Origin of the sequence: Xanthocytophaga agilis (genome assembly GCF_030068605.1) — a bacterium.
Taxonomy (GTDB): domain Bacteria; phylum Bacteroidota; class Bacteroidia; order Cytophagales; family 172606-1; genus Xanthocytophaga; species Xanthocytophaga agilis.
The window spans coordinates 260,977-287,309 of the sequence record NZ_JASJOU010000012.1 but is presented as its reverse complement, the minus strand read 5'-3'; the positions used below and the strand labels follow the sequence as shown (position 1 = coordinate 287,309).

Here is a 26,333-nt window from a genome sequence, read left to right as displayed (position 1 = left end):
ACTAGTGAAGATTTACTTGTTTTATTGACATTTTACATACATACCTATACGAAGCGTATAGAGTTTTCACTGAAAAACGCTACTTTTGCGTTAATAATTCAAAGATTTTATAAAAACTTTGTAGAATATCCTCTTGTTTATCGCTAATCTGAATGCCAGACACATAACTGCAGAAAGGATATAAAATGAGGATTCACTTATACAACTTTTTCATAAATCATAAGAATACTGCTTTCAGCCGAAACTTTCTTATCCATTCACCGTTTACAATTTCAGAACTGTCGTGCTGATTACATTACCAAGAACCGCATCATTGGATTTGAATTTCCTTAAAGTGAAGGCATTAAAGCCTGTTTTCCTGAAAAAGATCTTAGTCGCCATATTGTTTTCTTCACTGATCTTGTTCTCTGCAACAACAGTTCGGAAAGAAACTATAAAGCCACAGATTCCCTATAGCGAGAAAGAACGCCAATGGGTAGATAGCGTATTTAATGCACTCACGCCTGATGAACGTTTAGGACAATTGTTCATGGTAGCAGCTTATTCAGATAGTGCAAAAGCTGATATCAAAGGCATTGAGACACTGATTAATACCTATCACATAGGTGGGATTATCTTTTTTCAGGGAACCCCCTTGGAACAAGCTCAACTTACTAACCACTATCAATCTTTAGCAAAAGTACCCCTTCTCATAGGGATGGATGCTGAGTGGGGACTTTCCATGCGCTTAGATAGTACAGTAAGGTTTCCATATGCTATGACGTTGGGTGCGATACGCAGCAACGAAGCAATTCTTCGTATGAGTGCTGAAGTGGCTCGCCAATGTAAAAGACTAGGAGTACAGATTAATTTTGCACCTGTTGTAGATATCAATAGTAATCCACGCAATCCTGTTATTGGTTATCGGTCTTTTGGAGAAGATAAACTGAATGTTGCTGCTAAAGGGGTTGCGTATATGCGAGGATTTCAGAGTAATAGTGTTTTAGCTGTAGCAAAGCATTTTCCCGGACATGGAGACACTGATGCAGACTCTCATCAGTCGCTGCCTATTTTAAATAAGACATTAGATCAACTGGAGCAACAGGAACTATTTCCCTTCAGACGTCTTATTCAGGATACACTACGCGGTTTAATGGTGGGGCATTTGGCTGTTCCATCTTTTGAAAAGGGAAAGATTATTCCTTCCACTTTGTCTAAATCAGTAGTGACTGACTTATTAAAAGAACAGATTGGATTTCCTGGATTGGTGTTTACCGATGCCTTGAATATGAAAGCTGTAACTAAGCTTTACAAGCCTGGGGATATTGAAGCAATGGCAATTCAGGCAGGAAATGACGTCTTATTATTTCCTGAAAACGTGCCGGAAGCGGTTGCCAGAGTAAAGAAAGCATTAAAGGGAAAAAATTCATTGCAGAACGATGTAGACGTCCGCGTAAAAAAGATACTTGCTACTAAATACTGGACAGGATTACATGCTCGTAAACCCATAGAAACCGAATCACTGAATAGCGATTTAAATAAGCCAGAGATTCAGGCAATTAATGAAGAATTATATGAACAGGCAATTACAGTTGTTAAAAATACGAATATACTGGTGCCTTTAGTCCATCTGGATACAACAACGTTTGCGTGTGTATCCATTGGTTTGCCAAAAGGAAATACTTTCCAGGAAATAATTGGCAATTATACTACTGTTGCCAATTATGCTATTGCAGATAAAGATACCTCTGAAGTTGCACTACAAAAGATGATTAAACGACTAAGCCAATACAAAGTTGTTATTATCAGTTTGCATGATCTGAATAATCTGCCAGGACAAGCTTACGGTATACGTGCCTCTTCTCGAAGTCTGATAGAACGGCTTCGGACAAAAACCAATGTAGTATTAGCGGTTTTTGGAACACCCTATAGTCTTAAATACTTTGAGAAAGTAAATACACTGCTTTGTGCATATGAAGATAATGAGATTACCAGACGTCTGGTCCCTCAGGTTTTATTTGGTGCATTGGGTGCTAATGGTCGTTTACCTGTAACTGCAAGTGAGGCGTTGAAGGTTGGAACAGGGGTTATTACAACCTCCATTGCCAGACTGGGATATTCAGTCCCTGAACGGGTTGGCATGAAAGGCGAAACTTTAGAAATAATAGACAAAATATGTTTACGTGCCATTGAAGATCATACAATGCCCGGATGCCAGGTATTAGTAGCCAAAGATGGAAAGGTGATTTTTGATAAGGCTTACGGGTATATGACCTATGATACCTTGGAGCCTGTAAGTAAGCATACTATCTATGACCTTGCTTCTGTCACAAAAGTATCCGCAACTTTACAGGCTATCATGTTTTTACATGAAAGAGGAATATTAGATGTTAATCAGAAAGTATCTGCTTATCTGCCAGAGTTGGCTGGGACAAACAAAGAAAATATTCTGGTTAGAGATGTATTAATGCATCAGGCAGGTTTGGTCGCTTTTCAGTCACACTGGGATCGTACAATTACCCGCCAGGGGTGGTTACCAGAATACTATAGCCCTGAGAAATCGGATAAGTTTAATGTAGAGGTTACACCTGGAATGTATGGAACAACGTCTATGAGAGACTCCATTTGGAAATGGACTATTGGATCACGTTTGCTGCATAAGCCAGCTTTTCAGGAAAAATATAATTTTGAGTATAGTGATGTGAGTTTCTATATTCTGCATAAAATAGCAGAACGGTTACTAAATCAGCCTATTGATCAGTTTTTAAAGCAAAACTTCTATGATCCATTGGGAGCGGATGAGTTGTTGTTTAACCCTCTCTGTACTTATGGACAGGAATGTATAGCACCAACAGAAAGAGATGTATATTTTCGTCGTAGTCTAATTCGGGGAACTGTTCATGATCAAGGGGCTGCTATGATGGGAGGAGTGGCTGGCCATGCAGGGTTATTTGGTACTGCAAATGATTTGGCCATACTTATGCAGATGAATCTTCAAAAGGGTTATTATGGAGGAAGGCGGTATTTCCAGGATAACACATTACCTACTTTCACCAGATCTTATAACAAAGGCAATCGAAGAGGATTAGGATGGGATAGACCCAGAAATGATGGTGGAGGCAGTGTATCAGAATTTGCTTCTAAAAATTCTTTTGGTCATACAGGCTTTACAGGTACAATTGTGTGGGTTGATCCTGATGAAAATCTGGTATACATATTTCTTTCTAATCGTGTATATCCTAATCCAGATAATAATAAACTGGCTAGATATGGTATTCGGAAACGAATTCAGGATTGGATATATAAATCTATTTCCAATTACCAGATTCAGACAGCCAGTATTAAACAATAGAATTGTTCTTTATGAAACCATCTGTAACAATAGAATATTGTCCTAAATGTGGTTGGCTGTTACGTGCAGCCTGGATGGCACAGGAATTACTTACAACTTTCTCAGAAGATCTTGGACAGGTAACATTACGTCCAGGAGAAATAGCAGGAAGATATCTTGTTTTTTTGAATGATGAAGTGATCTTTGACAGAAAACAAGCTGGTCATTTTCCTGAGCCTAAAGAACTTAAACAACTCATTCGCGACAAAGCATTTCCTGAGAAATCTCTTGGACACTCAGATTCCAAAAGTATCAAACCATAATTTTGATCATATTTATAGTATTATTATAGTATTAAATACCATGTATATTTATGCATGGTATTTTTTATTTGACTCATCTCCAATTGTAAATAGGTGCTATTCCGGCGCTCTGTTTTACTTTCTTTTTTGTGGTTAGTTAACGGCAAACGAAACACTTATCTTGTCCCATAACTTTTCTGGAAATAAAATGTCTTAATAAAGAAAAAACATCATCCCTATTCTTCTAAAAGGATCCCTCTTCTCTGTCCTTCTGAAAGAAACTTCCCGCCAGGGCGGGACAGATGTGGCAAATAGAGCCATGCTTGCTTTCTGAGATAAAAATATATTCTAAACTCTAAAGGTCGCCAATCTTGTCATGCCTGTCCCGACAATGGCGGGAAGATCTTTTCAATAGGAAAAAAAGATTTTCCCTAAAACTTTCAGAAATGAAAAAGATAAGGGCAACACGTTGCGTATATCCCGCCATAAGCGGGATATACCTCTATACTTGTAGTTGCTTGTGGTGAGTTCCAGTCTTGCCGTGAGTTATGCGCAAGAACTTCTGTGCAGTGAACTATGCGCACCGATAAAAATGACCGGCGTTCTGGTCAAAAGAGAAAATACAGTGAACAAAACGCAAACTGTTAAATGATAGGTAGGGATGCCTTGCCACTATCAAAGAATCTTTAGCCATGAACTATGCGCAAAGCAGAGACCTTCACTGAAGGTAGTTACATTCTTTTTCTAACTTTTTCTAGAAATCTCTGAGTGATATAAATGGGGCTTTATTCTGTAGATGTTCATGCTAGGCAAACCAATAAATAGAAACTTGCTATTAATCTCTATTCACTTATCTTCACTAAAGGTATATAGCTTTTACTTCTGTAGAGGTATTTACTATCATAAACAGTAGGCAATAGACTCAAATTCACAAGATTAATAAAACATAATATAACTAATCGAACTTTTTTTTTCTTTAATCGTTGTCCTTTTAAGTATATTTTCTATTTTTTTCAAATGAAAATCGGAATCGTCTGTTATCCTACCTTCGGAGGAAGTGGTGTCGTTGCTACAGAACTAGGCAAAGCATTAGCCAAAGAAGGTCATCAAGTACACTTTATTACCTATACTCAGCCTGCCAGGCTGGACTTCTTTAATGAGAATGTTTTTTATCATGAGGTATCGATTCCTACCTATCCATTATTTCAGTATGCACCTTATGAGTTAGCATTGGCCAGTAAAATGGTAAATGTAGTGCGTTATGAGCAACTGGATCTTTTACATGTTCACTATGCTATTCCACATGCTTCTGCTGCTTATATGGCTAAGCAAATCCTGAAAACATATGGCATTCATATACCGGTAGTTACTACATTGCATGGAACGGATATTACACTTGTTGGGAAAGACGCGTCCTTTGAACCTGTTGTTACATTTAGTATCAATCAGTCAGATGGAGTAACCGCAGTGTCGGATGACCTTAAGAAATCAACCTACCAACAGTTTGAAATCACGCGTGAGATCGAAGTAATTCCAAACTTTATTGACTTGGAACGTTTTAAGAAACAGAAGAAAGAGCATTTTAAAATGGCAATTGCTCCCAATAATGAAAAAATCCTGATTCATACTTCTAATTTTCGGAAAGTAAAGCGTATTGAAGATGTTGTAAAAGTGTTTGCCGAAGTACATAAACAAATACCCAGTAAACTATTACTGGTAGGTGATGGTCCGGAACGTGCTGGAATCGAAAGAATGTGTCGCCAACTGGATATCGCAGATGCAGTGCGCTTTCTGGGTAAACTTGATGCAGTAGAAGAAGTTCTTTCTGTTTCTGATCTGTTTATTATGCCATCTGAAAAAGAGAGCTTTGGATTGGCAGCACTAGAAGCAATGGCCTGTGAAATACCTGTAATTTCATCCAATGCAGGAGGCTTGCCTGAACTAAATGTAAATGGGGTTTCCGGGTTTCTGAGTCCAGTCGGTGATATAGATGATATGGTTAAAAATGCATTGTTTGTTTTAAAAGATGAGAACCTTCCCACTTTTAAAAAACAAGCGAAAGAAAGAGCAGCAGAATTTGATATCTCGACAATTTTGCCAAAATATGAATCTTATTACCAACGTATTGTGGAAGAAAGTAAGTCGGCTAACCTTCTTACTATCAGTAAATAATTTATTCGTAATAATTAAATATTTTGCCAGAAAATAATAAATCATTATTGAAGACCTAGTTGTCCTTAGTAATGAGGCATTATTTTTTTGGTGTTAGTATCTATTTTTATTATTAACATCCCTTTAACCACTGAGCATATGGAAACAAACCAACAAACTACTCCTAAACCCAAAAATTCAGGTAGAAAACAACTTTTTGAAAACCCAGTTCTAGAGCGTTTAACCCGCACACATATTTCAATCCCTATTTCGATTTTTGTTCTATTTTCAATAGGATTGCTTATGTACGCATTTACAATGGCTCAATTACCTTATCTTGTAATTGGGGTTTTGTTTTTTAGTGGCCTCATTCTTTTTACCCTGGTCGAGTATTTGATGCATCGATATGTATTCCATATGAGTACACATACTGCAACAAGAGCTAAACTTCAGTATACTATGCATGGTGTACATCATGAATATCCAAAAGATAAAGAACGTTTGGCAATGCCTCCCATTATTAGTATTACCATTGCAACACTTCTATTGGGTATTACATATTTAATTATGAATAAGTATGCATTTGCCTTTTTACCTGGTTTTGTAATGGGCTACGCTGGTTATTTATTTGTGCACTATATTACTCATGCGTATGCACCTCCTAAAAACATGTTTCGTCAGTTGTGGATTCATCATAGCATGCATCATTACAAAGATGGCCATAAGGCATTTGGAGTATCTTCACCATTATGGGACTATATCTTTGGAACAATGCCTTGAAAAATTGAAATAAAGATTATAAACATAAAAAAGAGCTCACGTTTGACGTGAGCTCTTTTTTTTAAAACCTTCTTTTTTTACCGCCATAATCTTCGTCATCGTCGTCAAAATCGTCTTTCCCAAAGTTGGATCCGCTAAACATACTACTTAAGAGATCCTTAAACTGTAAGCCAGCAGTTAAGCCATTTTTGCTAATCTGAGAGTATTCGGCTAGACCATGTAAAGCAAACTCCATCATAAACAATTGTTCAGTTTCTTCAAGACCACTATGACGTTCTTTTACCAGTTCACGTAATCCTTTTACACCAAGTAGAGAATTACGGTATTCCTGATTTGACATATCATTCATCAGATCAATGGTATTTCCTTCTCCAAACCAATCTGTAATACTACGATACGGATTTGAGCCATTGCTTTTTTGTTTCTTTGTTTTTTCAGGATCTGGAAAATAATTTAGGAATAAAGTACGAATAGCTTTGCCTATAAGGTTCTGGGCTACAATTTGTGGTCCTTCTTGTTCGCCTTCATATACCAATTCTACCTTACCTGTAATGGCAGGAACTACTCCCCACAAATCACCAATCCGAACAAGTGTTTGCTTTTCTCCATTTACTAATGCCCGACGTTCAGCAGCACTTAATAAATTTTCATAGGCAGAAATAGTGAGACGTGCAGAAACCCCACTCTTCGCATCAACATATTCACTACTGCGAGCTTCAATTGCTACCTGCTCTATCAGATCTGCCATGATCTCGTGCATTTTCACCAAAGAATCCTGTCCCTTTTTAACAACCGCCTCCTGTTTCGTGATTCGTTTACCTATTTCACTATTTTTAGGATAGTGAGTGATGATCTGGCTGTCAATACGGTCTTTTAATGGTGTGACTATACTTCCCCTGTTGGTATAATCTTCAGGATTTGCAGTAAAGACAAATTGAATATCCAAGGGCAACCGTATCTTAAAACCTCTGATCTGAATATCGCCTTCTTGTAAAATATTAAACAGAGATACCTGAATACGAGCCTGAAGGTCAGGCAACTCGTTTATAACAAAAATTCCGCGATGAGAACGAGGTATTAGACCAAAGTGAATTACACGTTCGTCTGAATAGGGTAGCTTCAATGTTGCTGCTTTGATAGGATCGGCATCTCCAATTAAATCTGCTACAGATACATCAGGTGTAGCTAACTTTTCTGTATATCGATCATTTCGATGCAGCCATTCTACAGGAGTGTTGTCTCCGTGTTCAGCAACCAGATCTTTGGCAAACCGTGAGAGAGGTTGTAAAGGATCATCATTCAATTCAGACCCTTTGACAACAGGAATGTATTCGTCCAACAAATTTACCATCAGTCGGGCTATACGTGTTTTGGCCTGTCCTCGTAAACCCAATAAATTGATATGATGCATGGAAAGAATTGCCCGCTCAATATCAGGAATAACTGTTTCTTCATATCCCCATATTCCTGAAAACACTTCTTCTTTTTTCCGTAGTCTCTGTATTAGATTATCTCTCAGCTCCTGTTTGATTGATTTCGGTTCATATCCAGCAGCTTTTAATTCTGCTATGTTTTTAATTTTTAGTTTCTGGTCGGATGTTAGTTGATTGTAGTTCATTTAGCTGTCGTTGTTTTACGGTTTAGAACTCTTTCCGGAAAAAAAGTAAAATGGAGACAAAGTAGTGATTCCATATACATCAGAAAGTGTTTGTTTAAAATGTCTTTCTTCTATTGCGTTGAAAATCTTCAAATAGCATATTTCCTAACCCCTTGAGACTACTATAATAAGCGCGTCCCTGATTTACCTGAGTAAACTCACGAACAAACTGTTGCAGATATGGATCTGATGCTACCATAAAGGTGGTAATCGGAATTTTCAGTCTACGACATTGTGCAGCAAGTGTTAATGTTTTATTGAGAATTTTTTTATCCAAACCGAAGCTATTTTTATAATAACGAATGCCTTCCTTTAAACAAGTGGGTTTACCATCTGTTATCATGAAGATTTGTTTATTCTTGTTTTTTCGACGACGCAGTAAGTCCATCGCGAGTTCCAGACCAGCCACAGTATTTGTATGATATGGGCCTACTTGCAGGTAAGGAAGATCTTTAATCGTTACTTGCCATGCGTCGTTTCCAAATACAATAATATCCAGTGTGTCTTTAGGATACTTGGTTGTAATTAGTTCTGCCAAAGCCATCGCTACTTTCTTGGCAGGTGTAATACGATCCTCCCCATATAAAATCATAGAATGGGAGATATCGATCATCAGCACAGTAGAAGTCTGTGATTTAAATTCTGTATCTACAACTTCGAGATCTCTCTCTGTAAGAAAGAAGTCTTCTGTATATCCATGATTGATTTGGGCATTTTTGATAGATTCCAGCATGGATATCTGTTCAACAGAATCACCAAACTCATAATCGCGAATATCAGAACCAAGTTCATCTCCAGTTCCCTGAAAGGGAGTATGATGATTACCTGTTTTATTCTTTTTGAGTTTACCAAATATTTCCTCTAATGCACTTTGCCGGATGGATTGTTCACTTTTAGCTGTAATGACAAATTGACCATCGGGTGTTTCATCTGTGATGTATCCTTTGTCTTTCAAGTCCTGAATAAAATTTCCCATGCCATAGTCATCATCAGTAATCCCATATTGTCGATCAAGACTGTTCATCCAATCCAATGCTTCCTGCACATCACCAGCTGTAATAGTTAGTAATTGCATAAACATTTTTAAAAGATTTTCAAAACTTGGTTTTCCCTCATTTGGTGGAGGTGTATATTTAGAAAAGCGGTAGCCAAGCATAGCTTATATATTGGTTGAAAGTTTAGTAGAAATATTAGACAATAGACTGTCTTTTAGAAAGATACTGTTTTTTTATGTTTTTTGATAACCTGTCTTATGAAAATAAGCTATTGTGAGACCTTGTAGAGAAAAGGCCTGTCAGCTTTCAGTTTGGATGTAAAAAATCTTTAATCTATAGTGAGTGAGTAAAGGAATAACTCAGATTGGTACAGAAAAGTTTATAGCAATAGTAGATTGTATCAATAACAAAGTAAAAAGGTCGTTAATACACAACTACCTTTGTTGCCTTCTCTTCATTTGCAGTACGTACACGCACCAGATAAATTCCCTGCGCCATAGTAGTAAGATCAATGCCTATATTGCTACTAGCTATTTGAGGATACTGAGATGTTTTTACAATACCACCCAAACGATTTAGTATGTCCACTGTTATATCTTGCGTTCCTTTTAGTAAAACTTCTAAACGCAAATTCCGGTTATCGTGACTAAGAGGGTTGGGATAACTGTTGCGTATAGTGAGTTTGTCAGATTCAGGGAGTTGGTTCTCTGTTTGTACATACTCAACAAGTTTCTTTCTACGGGGACTAAGATCCAGTGTCAGCCAGATACGGTCTTTCTGCCCTTGCGTAAATATATTCATACACAGATCTGGAGAATAATCCATGTAGTTTTCAGTCATATTTCGGGTTTGAGTGCCAGTACAATTAGAATAGACGCTGACACAGTTCAATGAGGAACTGTTATTGGCGCTGGCAGCAACAGGAGTATCATCAATATAATCTGTACCACAATACGTATCGCCCCATGTATGTAATAACCCTAGCCAATGACCAATTTCATGGGTTGTAGTTCTACCAAGATCATATATAGAACTAGAGACATAAGGCCCTACCCCAAAGGCTCCATAATGAATAAATACACCATCACTATCTTCATAGCCATTTTCTGCATCCAGACCAGCTAATCCTGTACCATCGGGAAATTGAGCATATCCAATTGTATTACCAGAAAGTGTAGTAACCCAAATGTTGAGATACCGATCTGTAGGCCAACCAGAGATTGTAGCTAATACATGTCGGTCCTCTTCACTTTCAGGATTAAAACCTGGCTTCGAAGAATAAGTGCGAATAATACCATTAGTTACCATACCATTCGGGTCAGCACTGGCGAGTACAAATTGGATATTAACATCTGCTCCTACGGGATTTGTATTGAATCCATTTGTATTTTCCTTTTTTCGATAATCTTCATTCAATACTCTGATTTGCTCATGGATCTGATCATCAGAAATATTAGAGTTATTTATCCCACCAATAATGCCATTCTGATTGTTATGTACCACATGGACAACCACAGGTATAGTAAGTGTATTCGCACTAATACGAGAAGATCTCCCAGATGTCTGGTATTGTCGAAGTATTTCTTCAAACCGCTCTCTGCTTTTACGATAAACAGGATTTTTTGCTTTTAATAATGAATCATATGAGGTGGTAGCACATCTCTGTATAGTAGTCTGAGCAATTGATTTTTCTGATAAATAAAATACTATACAGAAAGCAATGGAAAACCAACCCCATGGTCTCATAAAAAATAGGATAAGAGTATATAGTAAATTCGGGACATAAATATACTTCCAGAATGATTTACCATGTTAATCATTCTGGAAGAACTAAACAACAGTGTAACTACTTCAAAAGTATAAGATAGTGTAATTAAATAGACTTTTCAGCCTTATCATAGGCATCAATAATGGCTTTTACCAGTCTATGACGAACCACATCCCGTGTATCGAGTTCTACAAATCCAATTCCAGATACATTGCGCAATATATGTAATGCCTCGCTTAATCCAGACTTCTGACGATTAGGCAAGTCTACCTGTGATTGATCTCCTGTGATAATCACTTTCGAATTAGGTCCCATACGTGTCAAAAACATTTTGATCTGCATAGGTGTTGTATTCTGAGCTTCGTCAAGTAGGATAAAGGCATCATGCAGTGTACGTCCACGCATATAAGCTAATGGTGCAATCTCAATCACACGATTCTCCAGATATTGTTTCAATTTCTCTGGTGGTATCATATCATCGAGTGCGTCATAAATAGGTCGGAGATACGGATCTATTTTTTCTTTGAGATCTCCGGGCAAAAAACCTAAATTTTCACCTGCTTCTACTGCTGGCCGGGTAATGATAATTTTTCTTACCTCTTTATTTTTCAAAGCCCTGACAGCCATAGCTACTGATATATATGTCTTACCAGTCCCTGCCGGTCCCAATGCAAAAACCAGATCATGTTCCATTACAGTTGCTACCAATTTCTTTTGATTGGCAGTCTTGGCCTTGATGATCAGTCCTTTGGTACCATACACCAGAATATCATTATCAAGAGCCAGACTAGGAACAACTACATCTTCTTCCTGACGAATATAGTTTTGGATGCTTTCCTGAGTAATATTACCAAATTTATGATAGTGCTCAAGTAAAGCATTCAGAATATCGCTGATCTTAATGATTTCGGGTGTAGTACCCTTGATGCGAATTTCATTACCTCTTGAAATAATACGGCTATTGGGAAATGCCGCAGCTACTTCTTTGATATTTGAATTTTCTACCCCTAAAAAATCAATCAGGGAAACATCTTCTAATGTGATTACTTTTTCTACCAAACGCTTCTAGTACTTTGAGTGAATGAAAAATGAATATTAGCTTATAAAATGGTATTAATTTGGGTTGGTCTGTAAAAATACAGAAATCGTTATTTATTTTCAACTGACATTTATATGAACAGACATAAAGACTGTTTTGTTCAGGCTAGTAATTGGAAGATTTGCACAAAATAGCATAAAGAGGAAACATAATTACTTCACTCTATTACTCAAATCTTTTGTTCTACTCATGGCATTTATCAAAAACATACTATTTTTACTCACAAAAATTACACACCACTTATTTTTCTTTCACTTATGATTCGTCGTGATTTTGTTAAAAAAAGTCTGGCTGTTGCGGGAGTAGCCGGAATAAATATTCCTGCACAAGTTGCCGGTGATGACAATCCTCTTCCAGCTAAAAATAAATTCAATCTAAAATATGCTCCTCATTTTGGTATGTTTGAAAACCTGGCAGGCAAAGATTTGTTTGATCAGCTTAAGGTAATGTCAGAACTTGGATTCACTGCCATAGAGGATAACGGCATGATGGGACGTACACCAGAGATACAGACAAAGATTGGTGAGACATTAGCGAAATATGGGATGACTATGGGGGTGTTTGTAATAGATGGAGGTGATAACTGGAAAATCTCTTTGACAACAGGCAAACAGGAATTTAAAGATACATTTCTAAAAACTTGCCGGACAGCAGTAGAAGTAGCCAAAAGATGTAATGCCAAGTGGATGACTGTAGTACCTGGATTTTTTGAAAGACATATCCCAATAGGTATTCAGACCGGCAATGTGATTGATGCACTACGCCAGGGATCTGAAATATTGGCACCTCATGGATTAACTATGGTATTAGAACCATTGAGTGATACGCCTGAATTATTTCTAAGAAACTCTGATCAGACCTATATGATTTGTCGTGCAGTAAATAGTCCAGCCTGCAAGATATTGTTTGATATGTATCATATGCAGCGTAATGAAGGTGATGTTATTACAAACTTAGATCGTACATGGTCAGAGATAGGCTATTTGCAGATTGGTGACAATCCAGGACGTAAAGAGCCTACATCTGGCGAGATGAACTATAAGAATATTTTTAAACATATTCACGAAAAAGGCTGGCAGGGAATATTAGGTATGGAACATGGTAATGCAAAACCTGGAAAAGAAGGTGAAATCGCTTTATTTAATGCGTATGTTGAAACAGATAGCTTCTTACCTAAACCAGCAGCAGCTACAAGTGGGAAGACAAAAGGAAAGAAATGAGAGCAATCACAAATAAGAAGTTTAATCTGCCGGGTTAATTCTTATTAAAATCTTACCATATCACAATAATAGCTAATTAGAAGATTTCTGATTGGCTATTATTGTGATATGGTTTGTTATTGTACATTACAAACTTTGTATATAGATTTCATTTATAAATCTTGCCTAAAAACTCGGTTAATCCTGAAAATTTGTATAATTGAGTTCTGTTTCATAAAACTCACATATAAATTCAAGGAATCAAGCCAACTTGTAAAACTATAGAATTCGCTTTACTCTAGAAACACCATATTCTTTCCTATACAATTATGCCTTTACATCCCAGATACATAATTACATTTAGTCTCTTTTGTGTATGTGCATTTGCTCAGATTGCAGATGCACAGGATGCATTAGTACTGACTAAACGCAAGAACAAACGATTGGAAAAATATTTTTTTGTAGGAGATCGCATAACTTTTCGATTGAACAATTCTTCATTCTTTGAAACGGGTGTTATAACGCAGATTACCAAAAATACTTTCCTTACCAATGGGCATTCTGTAATCATAGACAGTCTGGCTGTTGTTAGTGAGAATGGGAGAGGCCTGAAGTTTGCGTTGGGGATGATTTCTGCTACAGTGGGTGGAGTGATTTTATTTGCGGGAATCTTTCAGGGTGCATGGGTCTTCCCTTTGGGTGCTGCATTTTTTGGTTCTGGCTTGGTTCAGGCAGGTATTTATGGGACACGGCTGTTGATGCATAACAGATACAATGTAAGAGGCAAATGGCGATTTGATGCCAAGCAACTTGAGAAAGAGCCAGAAGATGAAGTAGAGGATGAAAAATAAACCATCAAAACCAATACATAGTTAACCTTATGTCTGTTATCATCACCACGTTAAGCACAGATGATGAAATTGAGCAATTACTAAAGCTTCAACATAAAAATCTTGCCCGGAATAACTCTCCTCAGACCATCGAAAGTCAGGGCTTCGTAACGGTAGAACATACATTTGATCTGCTAAAACAGATGAATCAGGCAGAACCACAGATTGTAGCCAGAGATGGAGAAAAGATCGTTGGCTATGCCCTGGTTATGCTCAAAGAGTTTAGACAATCTATTCCTGTGCTGGAGCCTATGTTTGCCATGTTGTCTCAGATATATCTTTCGAATAAGGTATTATCAGATTACCACTATTATGTAATGGGACAAATCTGTATTGATGAACAATATCGTGGGCAGGGACTTTTTGACCAGCTTTATCTGGGACAGAAAGAACAATTAAAAGATCGCTATGAACTATGCGTTACAGAGGTGGCTACCCGTAATCAACGTTCTATGAATGCTCATCGTAGAGTGGGTTTTGAATCCATTCATGAATATACAGCTCCCAATGATGAAAACTGGGCTGTTGTTGTGTGGAATATACGTAAATAAATTCCAATCTATAAACTCCGGATTTTAATCAATACTTTATGCCTGATTCTATCCTCGAATACTTTCAGTCTCAGATAGGAAAGTCTGTCGAAAAATCTTCTGCCAGTTTAGGAAACTGGCTTAATGGAACTTTTGTGGATGTAAAGGAAGGTGAAATGACAGTCTCGTTTGTGGTACGTAAAGATATGACCAATCCTTTGGGAATATTGCATGGTGGGGCCGCCTCTGCTATTATTGATGATGTAATGGGTATGACAGTCTATGCATTAGGAAAGGAATTTGTGTATGTAACGGTTAGTCTTACTGTCGATTTTCTGGATAATGCTAAAGAAGGAGAAACCATTTATGCAAAGACCAGAGTTGTACGCAATGGGAAAACATTAATTAATGTAGAATGCCAACTGACTAATGAGCAGAATAAATTACTTGCAAAAGGAACCTCTAATTTTGTCGCTACTTCAATCAAAACAAGTCTGTAAATTTTTTGTGTAAATACTATTCATAAAAGCAATCACATACATTAGGCTGATTATAGGGTTGTTTTATCCTGATTAACTCTGAACTTACATCCGCTATAAGACAAATTTTACAAATTGGCAAAGTCTAAATGCTTTATTTGTAGTATAAATAGTATAACTTTCCCCACCTTTGTTTTTCAAATAAAGAATATTTACCTTAATGTCAGGTATTTAAGAAAAACGTTGTAAATGCATTCAATAGCATTTCTTTATATTTACCAAGTAGATTCCGAAAGGATAAGAGCTATTCCTATAAACGCGAAAAAATTGTATGAGTGTATTCAAGAATATTAAGTCGCTTTTTATTGTAGATGAAACCAGTACAGACAATCAGTCTGTTCAGCAGCAACCACAGGCGACACAACAAAAAACAACTTCCAATCAAACACCTCCACCAGTACCACAGAATACACCAACAATACCCGGAGGAGTTGATCAGCGAATCTTTGACTCTTTGCTGAAAGCATTGGAAGATAATAATCAACCAGGATTTGATTTTCTGGAGTTTAAGAATTCATTACAAACTTTGGCTACTATAATTCCTGATGAATCTACACGATATAAATCTGCCTATGCTACCGCTGCGACTATGGGATTAACAGTTGAAAAGCTGGTAGATAGTGCAAAATTTTATCAGGGAATATTATCGAGGGAAAAAGATAATTTTGATAAAGCTGTTGTACAACAGGTAGATTTGAATGTAACTGCAAAGCAAAAGGAAGCAGAGCGTTTGCAAACTCTTATTCAACAGAAAGCAGAGCAGATAAAGAAGCTAACAGAAGAAATTACTGCTCATCAGGAAGAAATGAATAAAGCCCAAAGTGTAATAACTGAAGCTGCTACCAAAATTGAAACAACCAAAAACAACTTCTATGTTACTCTTGAGGCTGTAATGGGACAAATTCAGAATGATATTGCCAATATTGAGCGATTCCTGAAATGACAAAGTGAAATGTAATAATCTCAAGTATTGATTATCTGCAATCTGGAGATGGTAGTTGGATAATAACAAGTTTTATCTGTATATAAGGTTACCTGACAGGATTTTATCCATTAATAGTAAAAATAGCACATTCAACGATGAACTCATTAGACTCAATGAAACCCAAATCATTTTGGGAAAAACCAGAAGGTACAACCGGAAAGTTATTCATGGCAGCCATAATAGGAGGAGGAGGATATCTGTTATACAAAGCACTTCCTTATATCATTACACTGCTTGAGAATACATTGTATACTATTTTCCTGTTAGCAGGCTTAGCGATAGTGCTATACATTCTTTTTGATCCGAAGTTCCGGACATTAGTATGGTACTTATACAAAAGTATTATGCGGTTTATTACAGGTTTGTTTGTTCAAATAGATCCTATTGGAATCCTGGAATCATATATTGATAGCCTGAGAGGAAACCTGAGCAAAATGGATCGTCAGATTCAGAGTCTACGTGGGCAAATGCGGAAACTGAAAGATCTGATGACTCAGAATGAGCGAACCATGAATGATAGTCTGGCACTTGCCAATAAAGCTAAACAGAAAGGTAGTCAAGCTCAGATGATTCTGAAAACCCGTAAAGCAGGTCGTTTACAGGAGTCTAATATGAAGCTTGGGGATTTGTATAAGAAGATGGAGATCCTGTACAGAGTTTTAACAAAAATGTTTGAAAACTCAGGTATTCTGTTGGAAGATATTGAAGATCAGGTACAGGTAAAGAAAATAGAGCGTGAAGCCATTCGAAATAGTCACTCTGCCATGAAATCTGCTCTTAACATTATCTCTGGAGATAAAGATAAGCGATTAATGTTTGATCAGGCAATGGAGGCTATTGCAGATGATGTGAGCCGTAAGGTAGGGGAGATGGAACGTTTTATGGAACTGTCTGCCAACTTCATGGAATCTATCGACTTACAAAATGGTGTATATGAAGAGAAAGGTCTGGAAATGTTGGATCAATGGGAAAAAGAAGGTATTTCCTTCCTGTTGGGTGACCAGAAGCAAGTTCTTATTGCAGAAGGAAACAATCCAAACAAGTATATTGATCTGGATGCACCCGTTAACCGTCCTCCTCATAACACCAATCAGTATAACAAATTATTTGATTAAGATAATGAAATTTAAAGAAAACGTCCCTGTCTTGTTTTGGGCAGGGCTTTTCTTTAAAAGAGAAATTAATAGACTATTATATTTCTGAGTATCCTATTGCAAACCTAATTTAACCTAACATGGCTCAATTAACTTCTTTTGGAAGATTTACAATCGTGGCTATCATCATTGCAGCTATTGCTGGTGGCTACATAGCATTAAAAAATAAAGGAATTATTGGAGGTGGAACAAAAACAGAACAGGTAGAAACTTCTTCTGATGCTAATCCTGCAGATGGAACAGCAACAGAAAAAGAGCCGGAATCTTCTGGTAGTACTGAAGCAACGTCTGCTTCTTCTGGGGCTTCTTCGTTTTCTTATGAGCCTCCTGCTCCTACCAATGGTAAGCTGAAAGGTGTCGTAGAAATGGGTGCAAGCGGATTTAATTCTTTTATTGTGAAAGCAGATGCAGACAAAAATTGGAAATTGGAGAAAGCTGAATTTGGGAATAGTTTAGTTACTGAGAATATGGCTTCTCAGGAAGATATACGAAGTGGCTTAAAGAAATACATTGGTACAATGTTGGATTATGGGGTAAGTCCTAAAGATATTCACTTTGTGGTAAGTTCCGGAGCTGCTAAAGCAGAGGTAACCCAAAAGATCACAAAGGAATTGAAAAGTCTGAATTATTATGTGAATGTAGTGACAGCAGAAGAAGAAGGAACTATGGGTTTGCAGGCTGTACTGCCTCCAGTATATGAAGACAGAGCTTTTGTAGTAGATATCGGGTCTGGCAATACAAAAATCTCATGGAAAGAAAACGGAAAAATTAAATCGCTGGAAAGCTATGGTGCCAAATATTTTCAGAATGGCGTTGATGACCAGAAAGTATATGATGAAATAGTCGCAAAAGCGAAACAAGTGCCAGAAGGATACCGAAAAACATGCTTTATTATTGGAGGTGCTCCTTTTAAACTGGCCAAAGAAGTACGAAATGGAAAAGAAAGATATACCGTATTGAAGGCTCCTGGCGATTATAATCCTAGCGAAGCTAAAGATAAAGCTGGTGTAAATATCTATAAAGCTATTGCGGATGCCACTGAATGCAAGCAATTTGTATTTGACTGGGATGCTAACTTTACTATAGGTTTCCTTTTATCAAATACCAAATAATAAATCATTACAAATGACAACCTCACCCCAAATTTTTCACATTCTTTTTGAAAAGTTTGGGGTTTTTTACCGGATGAATTTTAAAAATCTATTGCCTATACATAATCTATACTGTTTAACTCTTTTCATACAAGATGAAACGCTTAACACCTCTAGGTAGAATTACCATTGTTGCCCTAATTCTGGCTGGTCTTTGGGGCCTTAAATGGCTTATCATGGATAGTGGCTATGTAATGACAAAACAACTAACAACCTCTCAGGATGTTGGTAAAGTTGATTTGCCAACGGCTCCTAAAAACGCCTCCAGTACTGTGCAAGCAATGTCTCTACCCGGAGAAAAACCTGCTAATCTAAACTCACCACAAGTACGCTGGCTCATGTGGGCATGGAATGCACAGATGGGAGCTATTCTGGCAAATGGAGGTTCTGAGACCACAGAAGGGTCTATTATGGCTAAAAAAGGAGTAAACCTGAAAATTACTCGTCAGGATGATGTTCCCCAAATGCAGGCGTCGTTGATCAAATTTGCCAATGAATATAAAAGCAATCCGAGTACTCCAGAAGGAGCACACTTTGTAACTATTATGGGGGATGGGGCAGCGGCGTTCTTGTCCGGAGTGAATCCCGAGCTGGAAAAGATAGGTCCTGATTACCGTGCCCAGATTATATATACTTGTGGAAAATCGCTGGGTGAAGACAAGTTTATGGGTCTTCCTTCCTGGAGAGATAATCCTCAATCTGCTAAAGGCGGATTAACGGCTGCTGTACTTCGTGATGGTGACTGGAATATTGTAGTAAAATGGTGTGGGGACAATGGCATTCGTGTCAATCCGGATGAAACTACTTATGATCCGGACGCTATGAACTTTGTGGCAGCCGATAACTACTTGGATGCCGCTGAAAAATACATTGCAGGCTACTCAGAAGATCGTGAAGTAGTCCAGAATGGCAAACGCACCGGAGAAAAGAAACGTGTATCTGTCAATGGGGTAGCAACCTGGACTCCTGGTGATGTAAATATTGCTGAGAAAAAAGGTGGTCTGGTTTCGATTGTATCTACTAAAGAGTATCGTAGCCAAATGCCTTGTGTATTGATTGGTATTAAGAAATATATGGAAGATAATCGCCCAACAGTAGAAAAAATGATCGAAGGGATTGCAGAAGGTGGAGATCAGGTAAAGTCTTACTCTGCGGCATTGGATAAAGCGGGGGAACTATCTGCTAAGGTATATAATGAAGCCGATAAGGCGTATTGGGTAAAATATTATAAAGGTACACAGTCTGCAGATAAGCAGGGTTTGGTGGTAGACCTGGGTGGATCTGCAGTACATAACCTGGGTGATAATGCAGAAATCTTCGGATTAAACCCTGGAAGTACCAATGTGGTGAAGATTGTATATGATTTGTTTGGAGGGGTAGCATCTAAACTTTATCCAAAGTTAATGCCTTCTTATCCTAAATCTGATGATGTAATAGAAGTAAGCTATCTGAAAGATGTTATTGCTAAAGCTGGAAGCAATGTTTCTGCTGCTGAAACAGTGGCATTCACGAATGATGCAAATATTAAAGAGAAAGTATCAGAGAAGTCATGGAGTATTGAGTTTGAGAGTGGAAAGGCCTCCTTTACTCCTCAGACTGAAAAAACATTAAATGAATTGTTTAATGATCTGGTTGTAGCTAACAATTTGCGGGTAGAAATTCATGGGCATACAGATAACACTGGCGATCCTAGTAAGAATATGAATCTGTCTGAAGAACGTGCCTTTGCTGTAAAACAGTGGATGGAACAAAAATCTCCTAATAACTTCCCACAAGGACGTGTACAGGTTTTTGCACATGGGCAGACTCAACCCATAGTACCCAACAACTCGCCTGAGAACAAAGCCAAAAACCGCCGTGTGACTATTGTCATGGGTAAATAAAATTTCAGTATCCTATCTGAGTAAATTCTTCTATTCTCAGATAGGATACATTAAACCTCCTAGCTATACTTCCTTCTTTGCTCTTTCAGTGTTGTGTTATACACTATTACAAATCTGAAAATATGCTTACTCAAATAAAACCTTTGTTTATTCCTAATTCCAGGAATAACAGGTCTGTTATTACCCTAATGATTGTACTACAAGTGGTTGTATTCCTGGTAATTTGGTTTGCCAGTAAGTCAACTATTTTTCCAACTCCTGTAGAGATTATAAAAGCCTTGGGACGCTTATTTCAGGAACAAAATCTGGCGTATGAGTTGTGGACGAGTACATGGTTATGTATCAAGGCTATGGGTATTGCTATTGTTATCTCGCTTCTGATTGCCTATGCTACTGTAATTCCATTTTTCAAACCTATTGGTTTCCTTATTTCAAAAGGTCGTTTCTTAACACTGGTGGGTTTGTCGTTTGTTTTTACCCAAATGACGAGTGGAAGCAGCAGTCTGAAAACATCTTTAATGGTGTTTGGTATCACTGTATTTTTTGTCACTGCAATGGTATCCATTATCCAATCAGTGCCCAAGTATGAATTTTATCATGCACGTACATTGCGCATGAATGAGTGGCAAGTGGTATGGGAGATAATAGTTTTAGGACGGCTGGATCAGGTTTTTGAAGTAATCCGCCAGACTTTTGCCATTAGCTGGACTATGCTAACATTAGTAGAAGGAATCTCTCGTTCTGAGGGCGGGATTGGACCTTTATTACTCAATCAACAAAAGTACTTACACCTGGATGCTGTTTTTGCTATTCAGTTTGTCATCTTGCTGATAGGTATTTTACTGGATTGGGGAATTGGACAAATGAAAGAATTTTTCTTGCCTTATAGTTCACTTACTGTAGAGAAATAAGTACTCTGCTCGTGATTACATACAAATATTTGACAGACAGGAAATGGAATACTCTAAGAATGAATGCATTTTAAAAATAGATAATGTAAGTCTTACACTGGATAATAAAATAATTCTCCAGAATGTAAATGCTGAAATTAAAAACATTGTTCGTCCCGGTATGACACAGGGACAAGTAGTAGGCTTTCTAGGACCTTCAGGTGTAGGAAAGACAAAATTGTTTGAAATTATGGCAGGTTTGCTGAAACCTACTTCTGGCGAAGTATATGTTGGGGAAGCTCAAAAGCTGGTAGCTCCTGGCCGGATGGGAGTTGTGCAGCAAAACTATCCTCTCTTTCATCACAGAACAGTGATGGGCAATCTGGAGATTGCCGCAAAGAAAACTATTTCAGATCCACAAAAACGAAAAGATAAGATTTTTGAGATGCTGGATCGGTTTCATCTCAGACAGCATACAAATATGTATCCGGCTCAGTTATCAGGTGGACAGAAGCAACGTATAGCTATTGCTCAGCAATTGTTGTGCTCAGATAACTTCTTACTGATGGATGAGCCATTCTCAGGATTGGACATCAATATGGTGGATGAAGTGAGTGAGATGATTTGTGAGATATCCAACGCACATGAGCATAATACCATTATTATTGTATCACATGACATTGTTTCAACCGCTGCTATATCTGATACACTCTGGATTATGGGGAGAGACAGAGATGCCCAGAATAACATTATTCCCGGAGCAAAGATCAAACATACATTTGACTTGATTGAACGTGGACTGGCATGGCAGCCTGATATCAAGAAAATACCTGCCTTTAATGATTTAATTAATGAGGTAAGAGATCTTTTCTTGTATTTGTAAAATTAATCCAATATTTGTAAATAAAAACGCCTCTGACTTAAATAAATCAGAGGCGTTTTTATTTATTAGAACAAATGGATCAGACTTTCAGAATCCATCCGAATGGATCTGCTGCTTTTCCGGTTTTAATATCATCCAATGCAGTTTGAATGCGAGGAGCAATTGTTCTGTTTTCTACTGCTGGCAACGTATAGTCAGTTCCTTCATGCCCAATCACTGCAATAGGTGCGATAGTTGCCGCTGTTCCTACACCAAATGCTTCTTGTAGCGTTCCGTTTTTCGCGGCGTCAATAACTTCTTTCACACTTACTGCCCGCTCTTCCGTAGGGATACCTAACTTTTGAGCTACCTTTAATACGCTGTCACGTGTAATGCCTTTCAGAATAGAGTCAGACGTTGCTGGAGTGATCAGTTTGCCATCAATCACAAACATAACGTTCATCGTTCCTGATTCTTCAAAGTATTCGTGCGTTTTGGCATCTGTCCACAAAAGCTGATCATAGCCTGCTTTCTGTGCCAGAGTTGCCGGTAGCAAAGAAGCTGCATAGTTACCCGCTGCTTTTGCTGCCCCTGTACCTCCCTTAGCTGCGCGGGTAAATTCTGTTTCTACTTTTACACGAACAGGCTTATTGTAATATACTCCTACAGGGCAGGTAAATATAATAAAGTAATATGTTTCAGAAGGACGAACACCTGTATAGGCGTCAGTAGCAAACATAAATGGACGAATATATAGAGAGTGTCCTGCTGCTGCCGGAACCCAATCTTTATCAAGTGTCAACAGTTGCTGCAGACCATTGATAAAAATATCTTCAGGAAGTGCTGGCATAGCCAGACGTTCTGCAGATGCATTTAACCGTTGTGCATTAGCATCCGGACGGAAAATAAGGACTTCTCCCTCTGCATTTTTATAGGCTTTGAGTCCTTCAAAGACAGCTTGCCCATAATGCAGAGCAGATGTTGCAGGGCTAAGACTTAGATCACCATAAGGAATAATTCGTGGGCTATGCCATTTTCCCTCTGCATACTCCACAATAAACATATGATCGGAATAGTACTTACCAAAACCAAGATTGGTAAAATCTACCTGTGACAACCTGGATTGTGTTGTCTTTTCTATAGGAAATGCGAGCGTGTCAACCATACGCTGTCTATTATTTAAACATGAAAAATAGAGAATGTTTCAAATATACTGATTTCACTGCGGAATTGTTCACTCAGCGCGGTATATTTTTTAAGTTCTTTAGGCTTGCAACGAATAATATTTTGTTTTTAGAATTTTACAGTTATTATTCTGCTTATAATAAAATAATATTTTGTTTTTTAACAAAAATCCGTTCTGGTATATCTTTGACAAGAATATATGTTTATGCACTTAACAACTAATCAATTATTTATTGGATAACATATCCTTACAATATGTATCGCCAAGCTGACTACCAACTTTATAATAATAAACGGCTAGCTTTAAGTTTTTGGGATAATCAAATGTACCATTCGCATATATATCTCCAAGCTGACGGATGGAAAGAACATGATTTTTTACGGCTGCATATTCATATAGATTTATTGCTTTGGCAGTAGATATCTCTGTGCCAATTCCATACAAATAAAGCTCTGCTAATTCATAATAAAACTGAATATTTCCCGATTTGATTTCAGCTGTGAAGTAGTCAAAAGCGTATTTAATGCTTACAGGTTCGTTAAAATACTTGAGTGTGACAACTCTGTCTGCATTTTCCCGAAAGTCATTACTATACTCTCCAATTTTAAAAAGCGGCTCACTGAGTTTTATAGTATCTGTCTTTATGTGTTTAGATTGAATAAGAATGGCATTAGCAAAGTCTACAATATACTTTTGATGATTGCCCACAATGATGCATGTGTCAGATCCTTTTCCTCTGAGGTCCACTATATTGGTATTATATAACTTTATGCTATTATTGTTTCCTTGAATAATAATGACATCATGGCACTGATCAAAGAATGTCACATTTTTTTGAATTACCTCAATCAGATTATTGGATCCTTCAAATATAAGTTTGCCCCCTGACGATTTACTTATTGTTACATCCTTCTGTTCATTTATAACCACATTATTCGTATAATATTGGTTAATAGGGGAAGTAGCTTTTCTTGTGGAATTGCAAGAGAAGAATGATAAGATTGCTAGAAAGGAAACAATATATTTCATATATCAACTTCTATATGTTATAAAAATAAAAGATCATGCAGTATAACATGATCTTTTATTTTTCCTTAAGAGAACGCTTCCTATTCTTTATACTATTGCATTTATTTTTTGTTACTATCTACTTTAATGCGCTCTTCACGATTGGCAACCTCCCATGCGGTATGAAAAACGAGTCGGGCAATCTTTTCTATCTTTGCAAAATTAATTTTCTCAATGTCATCTGTTGGCCTATGGTAATCTTCATGAGTACCATTGAAATAAAAAATTACAGGGACTTTGTATCTAGCAAAGTTATAATGGTCTGAACGATAGTAAAATCGATTAGGATCAGAAGGATCATTGTACTTATAATCAAGAGCAAGCTTGCTGTATTTTTGGTTCATCTCTTCACTTATAGCATGAAGTTTACTTGAAAGCTTATCAGAACCGATCAGATATACATAATCAGGATTTCCAGTATGTGCTTCATCAATTCGCCCAATCATGTCTATATTCAAATCACACACTGTATTTTGCAAAGGAAGTGCAGCATGATCTGTATAGTACTCAGAACCTAATAATCCTTTTTCTTCTCCGGCAACAGTCATAAATAACATGGACCGGCGAGGGCCATCTCCATTACGCTTCGCCTCAGCAAAAGCCTGAGCTATTTCCAGCACCGCCACAGTACCACTACCATCATCATCTGCGCCGTTATGAATCTCGCCATTAATAATACCCACATGGTCATAGTGAGCGGTGACAATAACAATTTCGTCTTTCTTATCTGTCCCTTCTACTAAACCCAATACGTTTTCTGACTGAACAATCTGCTCTTTATTTTCAAACTTCAGGGCAACATTAGCAATGGCGAACGACTTAGGGGTTTTCTTTCTGGCTATCTTACGTTGCCACTTTGCCAATGCTTTCTCAGAAACTCCCAATATCTCTACTGCCATCTCTTTGGATACAAATATAGTTCCGTCACCTTGTGTAGGAGTATCTTTATATTTCAGAATTAAACGGGGATTGGTCAGATAACCTCTGTAGTTCGCAATGAATGTACCTACCTTCATTTCATCAGGTTGTATTACCAGTACATATGCAGCACCTTTTTGTCTTGCCAGCGTTACTTTCTTTCTCCAGTCACTAGCCCACTCTGATGGTTTATCGCTATCAGTCACTAAGCTCTTTCCTTTCTTACTTTTAGGTTCACCACTCAAGATTAGAACGGCCTTATTTGTGACATTTATATTCTTGTAATCCGAATATTTTTCAGATTCAATGCCATAACCACCAAAAACTACTTCTACATTTTTTTCCTGTGGAATAGATAATGCTCCAAGTAAGTAGAAATCTTTTAAAAACTCTCTTCTCTTAGTACCTGTTTCTATATATACCTCACCCCAACTTTTTCTTACCAGATCAAAATGCTGAAAATAACTATCTTCACCATCATGCTTCATTACTGGTTTCAAATGGTCATTAAAAAATTGCTCTGCAATATAATCTGCTGCCATCTTTTGCCCTTGCTCTCCAGTCTCGCGCCCCTGAAGACTATCAGAAGCCAGAATCTTTAGGTGTTTAGCCAGATCAGTAGCTGTAATGGTATTTGCGTATTCTACTGATTTATCTGTATTACTTTTTTGAGCAGCAACTGGCTTCATGATACTCATGAAGAAAGTTGTTAGAATAATAATTTTCTTCATTTGTTACTGTTGAGTGATAAATATTCAATTACCAAAATCTTAAAATCAGAACTGCAAGTTCAGTTTAAATTGACGGATTTCAAAGTTTTTCTATTTGAGGACTTCATCATTCTTTAAAACTATCACTTCTTCTCTACATACAGTATTAATAGTAGAATGGCTTTAATTACAGTTAGTTTATAATGGTATTTTATAAATACATTTTACAACTTTCTCAATAGGTCCGTAAAAACATGACTTCTTGAACCCTTCAGTATTAGGAAACTGTTATATGTATAATTATTT

Annotated in this window: 21 protein-coding genes; 14 read left to right on the top strand and 7 right to left on the bottom strand. The window is 37.4% G+C overall.

Annotated elements, in window-relative coordinates:
* Positions 1 to 319: 319 nt before the first annotated feature.
* From QNI22_RS28635 to QNI22_RS28620, 4 genes are all read left to right on the top strand, one after another.
* Positions 320 to 3,331, top strand: a complete 3,012-nt coding sequence (locus QNI22_RS28635; protein ID WP_314516221.1) for a serine hydrolase domain-containing protein — start codon at positions 320 to 322, stop codon at positions 3,329 to 3,331.
* Positions 3,332 to 3,342: 11 nt separating this feature from the next.
* Positions 3,343 to 3,633, top strand: coding sequence for an Rdx family protein (locus QNI22_RS28630; RefSeq protein WP_314516219.1), 291 nt, complete (start codon positions 3,343 to 3,345; stop codon positions 3,631 to 3,633).
* 996 nt (positions 3,634 to 4,629) lie between these two features.
* Positions 4,630 to 5,784 carry an N-acetyl-alpha-D-glucosaminyl L-malate synthase BshA gene (bshA, locus tag QNI22_RS28625; RefSeq protein WP_314516216.1) on the top strand — a complete coding sequence of 385 codons (1,155 nt, stop codon included), beginning with the start codon at positions 4,630 to 4,632 and terminating at the stop codon, positions 5,782 to 5,784.
* A gap of 138 nt (positions 5,785 to 5,922) precedes the next feature.
* Positions 5,923 to 6,543, top strand: coding sequence for a sterol desaturase family protein (locus QNI22_RS28620; protein WP_314516214.1), 621 nt, complete (start codon positions 5,923 to 5,925; stop codon positions 6,541 to 6,543).
* Positions 6,544 to 6,604: 61 nt separating this feature from the next.
* On the opposite strand, the gene QNI22_RS28615 is transcribed toward QNI22_RS28620, so the two are convergent.
* The 4 genes from QNI22_RS28615 to QNI22_RS28600 all read right to left on the bottom strand — a co-directional run bounded on the left by QNI22_RS28615 (position 6,605) and on the right by QNI22_RS28600 (position 12,022).
* Complete coding sequence (locus QNI22_RS28615) at positions 6,605 to 8,161, bottom strand: sigma 54-interacting transcriptional regulator (RefSeq protein ID WP_314516211.1); 1,557 nt, start codon at positions 8,159 to 8,161, stop codon at positions 6,605 to 6,607.
* 94 nt (positions 8,162 to 8,255) lie between these two features.
* Positions 8,256 to 9,356: a vWA domain-containing protein gene (locus QNI22_RS28610; RefSeq protein ID WP_314516209.1), complete on the bottom strand. Its 1,101-nt coding sequence runs from the start codon at positions 9,354 to 9,356 to the stop codon at positions 8,256 to 8,258.
* A gap of 262 nt (positions 9,357 to 9,618) precedes the next feature.
* Positions 9,619 to 10,941 carry a M43 family zinc metalloprotease gene (locus QNI22_RS28605; RefSeq protein WP_314516205.1) on the bottom strand — a complete coding sequence of 441 codons (1,323 nt, stop codon included), beginning with the start codon at positions 10,939 to 10,941 and terminating at the stop codon, positions 9,619 to 9,621.
* Positions 10,942 to 11,068: 127 nt separating this feature from the next.
* Positions 11,069 to 12,022 carry a PhoH family protein gene (locus tag QNI22_RS28600; protein ID WP_314516204.1) on the bottom strand — a complete coding sequence of 318 codons (954 nt, stop codon included), beginning with the start codon at positions 12,020 to 12,022 and terminating at the stop codon, positions 11,069 to 11,071.
* 297 nt (positions 12,023 to 12,319) lie between these two features.
* Here QNI22_RS28600 and QNI22_RS28595 point away from each other — a divergent pair, with 297 nt between their 5' ends.
* The 10 genes from QNI22_RS28595 to QNI22_RS28550 all read left to right on the top strand — a co-directional run bounded on the left by QNI22_RS28595 (position 12,320) and on the right by QNI22_RS28550 (position 22,166).
* A complete protein-coding gene (locus tag QNI22_RS28595) occupies positions 12,320 to 13,282 on the top strand; it encodes a hydroxypyruvate isomerase family protein (protein ID WP_314516201.1) in 963 nt (320 codons plus the stop codon).
* A 308-nt stretch (positions 13,283 to 13,590) separates the two neighbouring features.
* A complete protein-coding gene (locus QNI22_RS28590; protein WP_314516198.1) occupies positions 13,591 to 14,112 on the top strand; it encodes a hypothetical protein in 522 nt (173 codons plus the stop codon).
* A gap of 29 nt (positions 14,113 to 14,141) precedes the next feature.
* A complete protein-coding gene (locus QNI22_RS28585; RefSeq protein ID WP_314516196.1) occupies positions 14,142 to 14,702 on the top strand; it encodes a GNAT family N-acetyltransferase in 561 nt (186 codons plus the stop codon).
* Positions 14,703 to 14,740: 38 nt separating this feature from the next.
* Entirely contained in the window at positions 14,741 to 15,181 is a 441-nt protein-coding gene (locus tag QNI22_RS28580) for a PaaI family thioesterase (protein ID WP_314516193.1), read from the top strand.
* 310 nt (positions 15,182 to 15,491) lie between these two features.
* A complete protein-coding gene (locus QNI22_RS28575) occupies positions 15,492 to 16,163 on the top strand; it encodes a sister chromatid cohesion protein PDS5 (RefSeq protein ID WP_314516191.1) in 672 nt (223 codons plus the stop codon).
* 137 nt (positions 16,164 to 16,300) lie between these two features.
* Entirely contained in the window at positions 16,301 to 17,320 is a 1,020-nt protein-coding gene (locus QNI22_RS28570) for a hypothetical protein (protein WP_314516189.1), read from the top strand.
* A gap of 119 nt (positions 17,321 to 17,439) precedes the next feature.
* Positions 17,440 to 18,471 (top strand): Ppx/GppA phosphatase family protein, encoded by a 1,032-nt coding sequence (locus QNI22_RS28565; RefSeq protein ID WP_313976890.1) that lies wholly within the window; start codon positions 17,440 to 17,442, stop codon positions 18,469 to 18,471.
* A 134-nt stretch (positions 18,472 to 18,605) separates the two neighbouring features.
* Positions 18,606 to 20,393: an OmpA family protein gene (locus QNI22_RS28560; RefSeq protein WP_314516185.1), complete on the top strand. Its 1,788-nt coding sequence runs from the start codon at positions 18,606 to 18,608 to the stop codon at positions 20,391 to 20,393.
* A gap of 122 nt (positions 20,394 to 20,515) precedes the next feature.
* Complete coding sequence (locus QNI22_RS28555) at positions 20,516 to 21,304, top strand: ABC transporter permease (protein ID WP_314516182.1); 789 nt, start codon at positions 20,516 to 20,518, stop codon at positions 21,302 to 21,304.
* Positions 21,305 to 21,347: 43 nt separating this feature from the next.
* Entirely contained in the window at positions 21,348 to 22,166 is an 819-nt protein-coding gene (locus QNI22_RS28550; RefSeq protein WP_314516180.1) for an ATP-binding cassette domain-containing protein, read from the top strand.
* Positions 22,167 to 22,245: 79 nt separating this feature from the next.
* On the opposite strand, the gene QNI22_RS28545 is transcribed toward QNI22_RS28550, so the two are convergent.
* The 3 genes from QNI22_RS28545 to QNI22_RS28535 form a co-directional block, all read right to left on the bottom strand.
* Positions 22,246 to 23,310 carry a branched-chain amino acid aminotransferase gene (locus tag QNI22_RS28545; RefSeq protein WP_314516177.1) on the bottom strand — a complete coding sequence of 355 codons (1,065 nt, stop codon included), beginning with the start codon at positions 23,308 to 23,310 and terminating at the stop codon, positions 22,246 to 22,248.
* Positions 23,311 to 23,556: 246 nt separating this feature from the next.
* Positions 23,557 to 24,360 carry a tetratricopeptide repeat protein gene (locus QNI22_RS28540; RefSeq protein ID WP_314516175.1) on the bottom strand — a complete coding sequence of 268 codons (804 nt, stop codon included), beginning with the start codon at positions 24,358 to 24,360 and terminating at the stop codon, positions 23,557 to 23,559.
* Between the two features lie 101 nt (positions 24,361 to 24,461).
* Positions 24,462 to 26,048, bottom strand: coding sequence for a M28 family peptidase (locus QNI22_RS28535; RefSeq protein ID WP_314516172.1), 1,587 nt, complete (start codon positions 26,046 to 26,048; stop codon positions 24,462 to 24,464).
* Between the last annotated feature and the right edge of the window lie 285 nt (positions 26,049 to 26,333).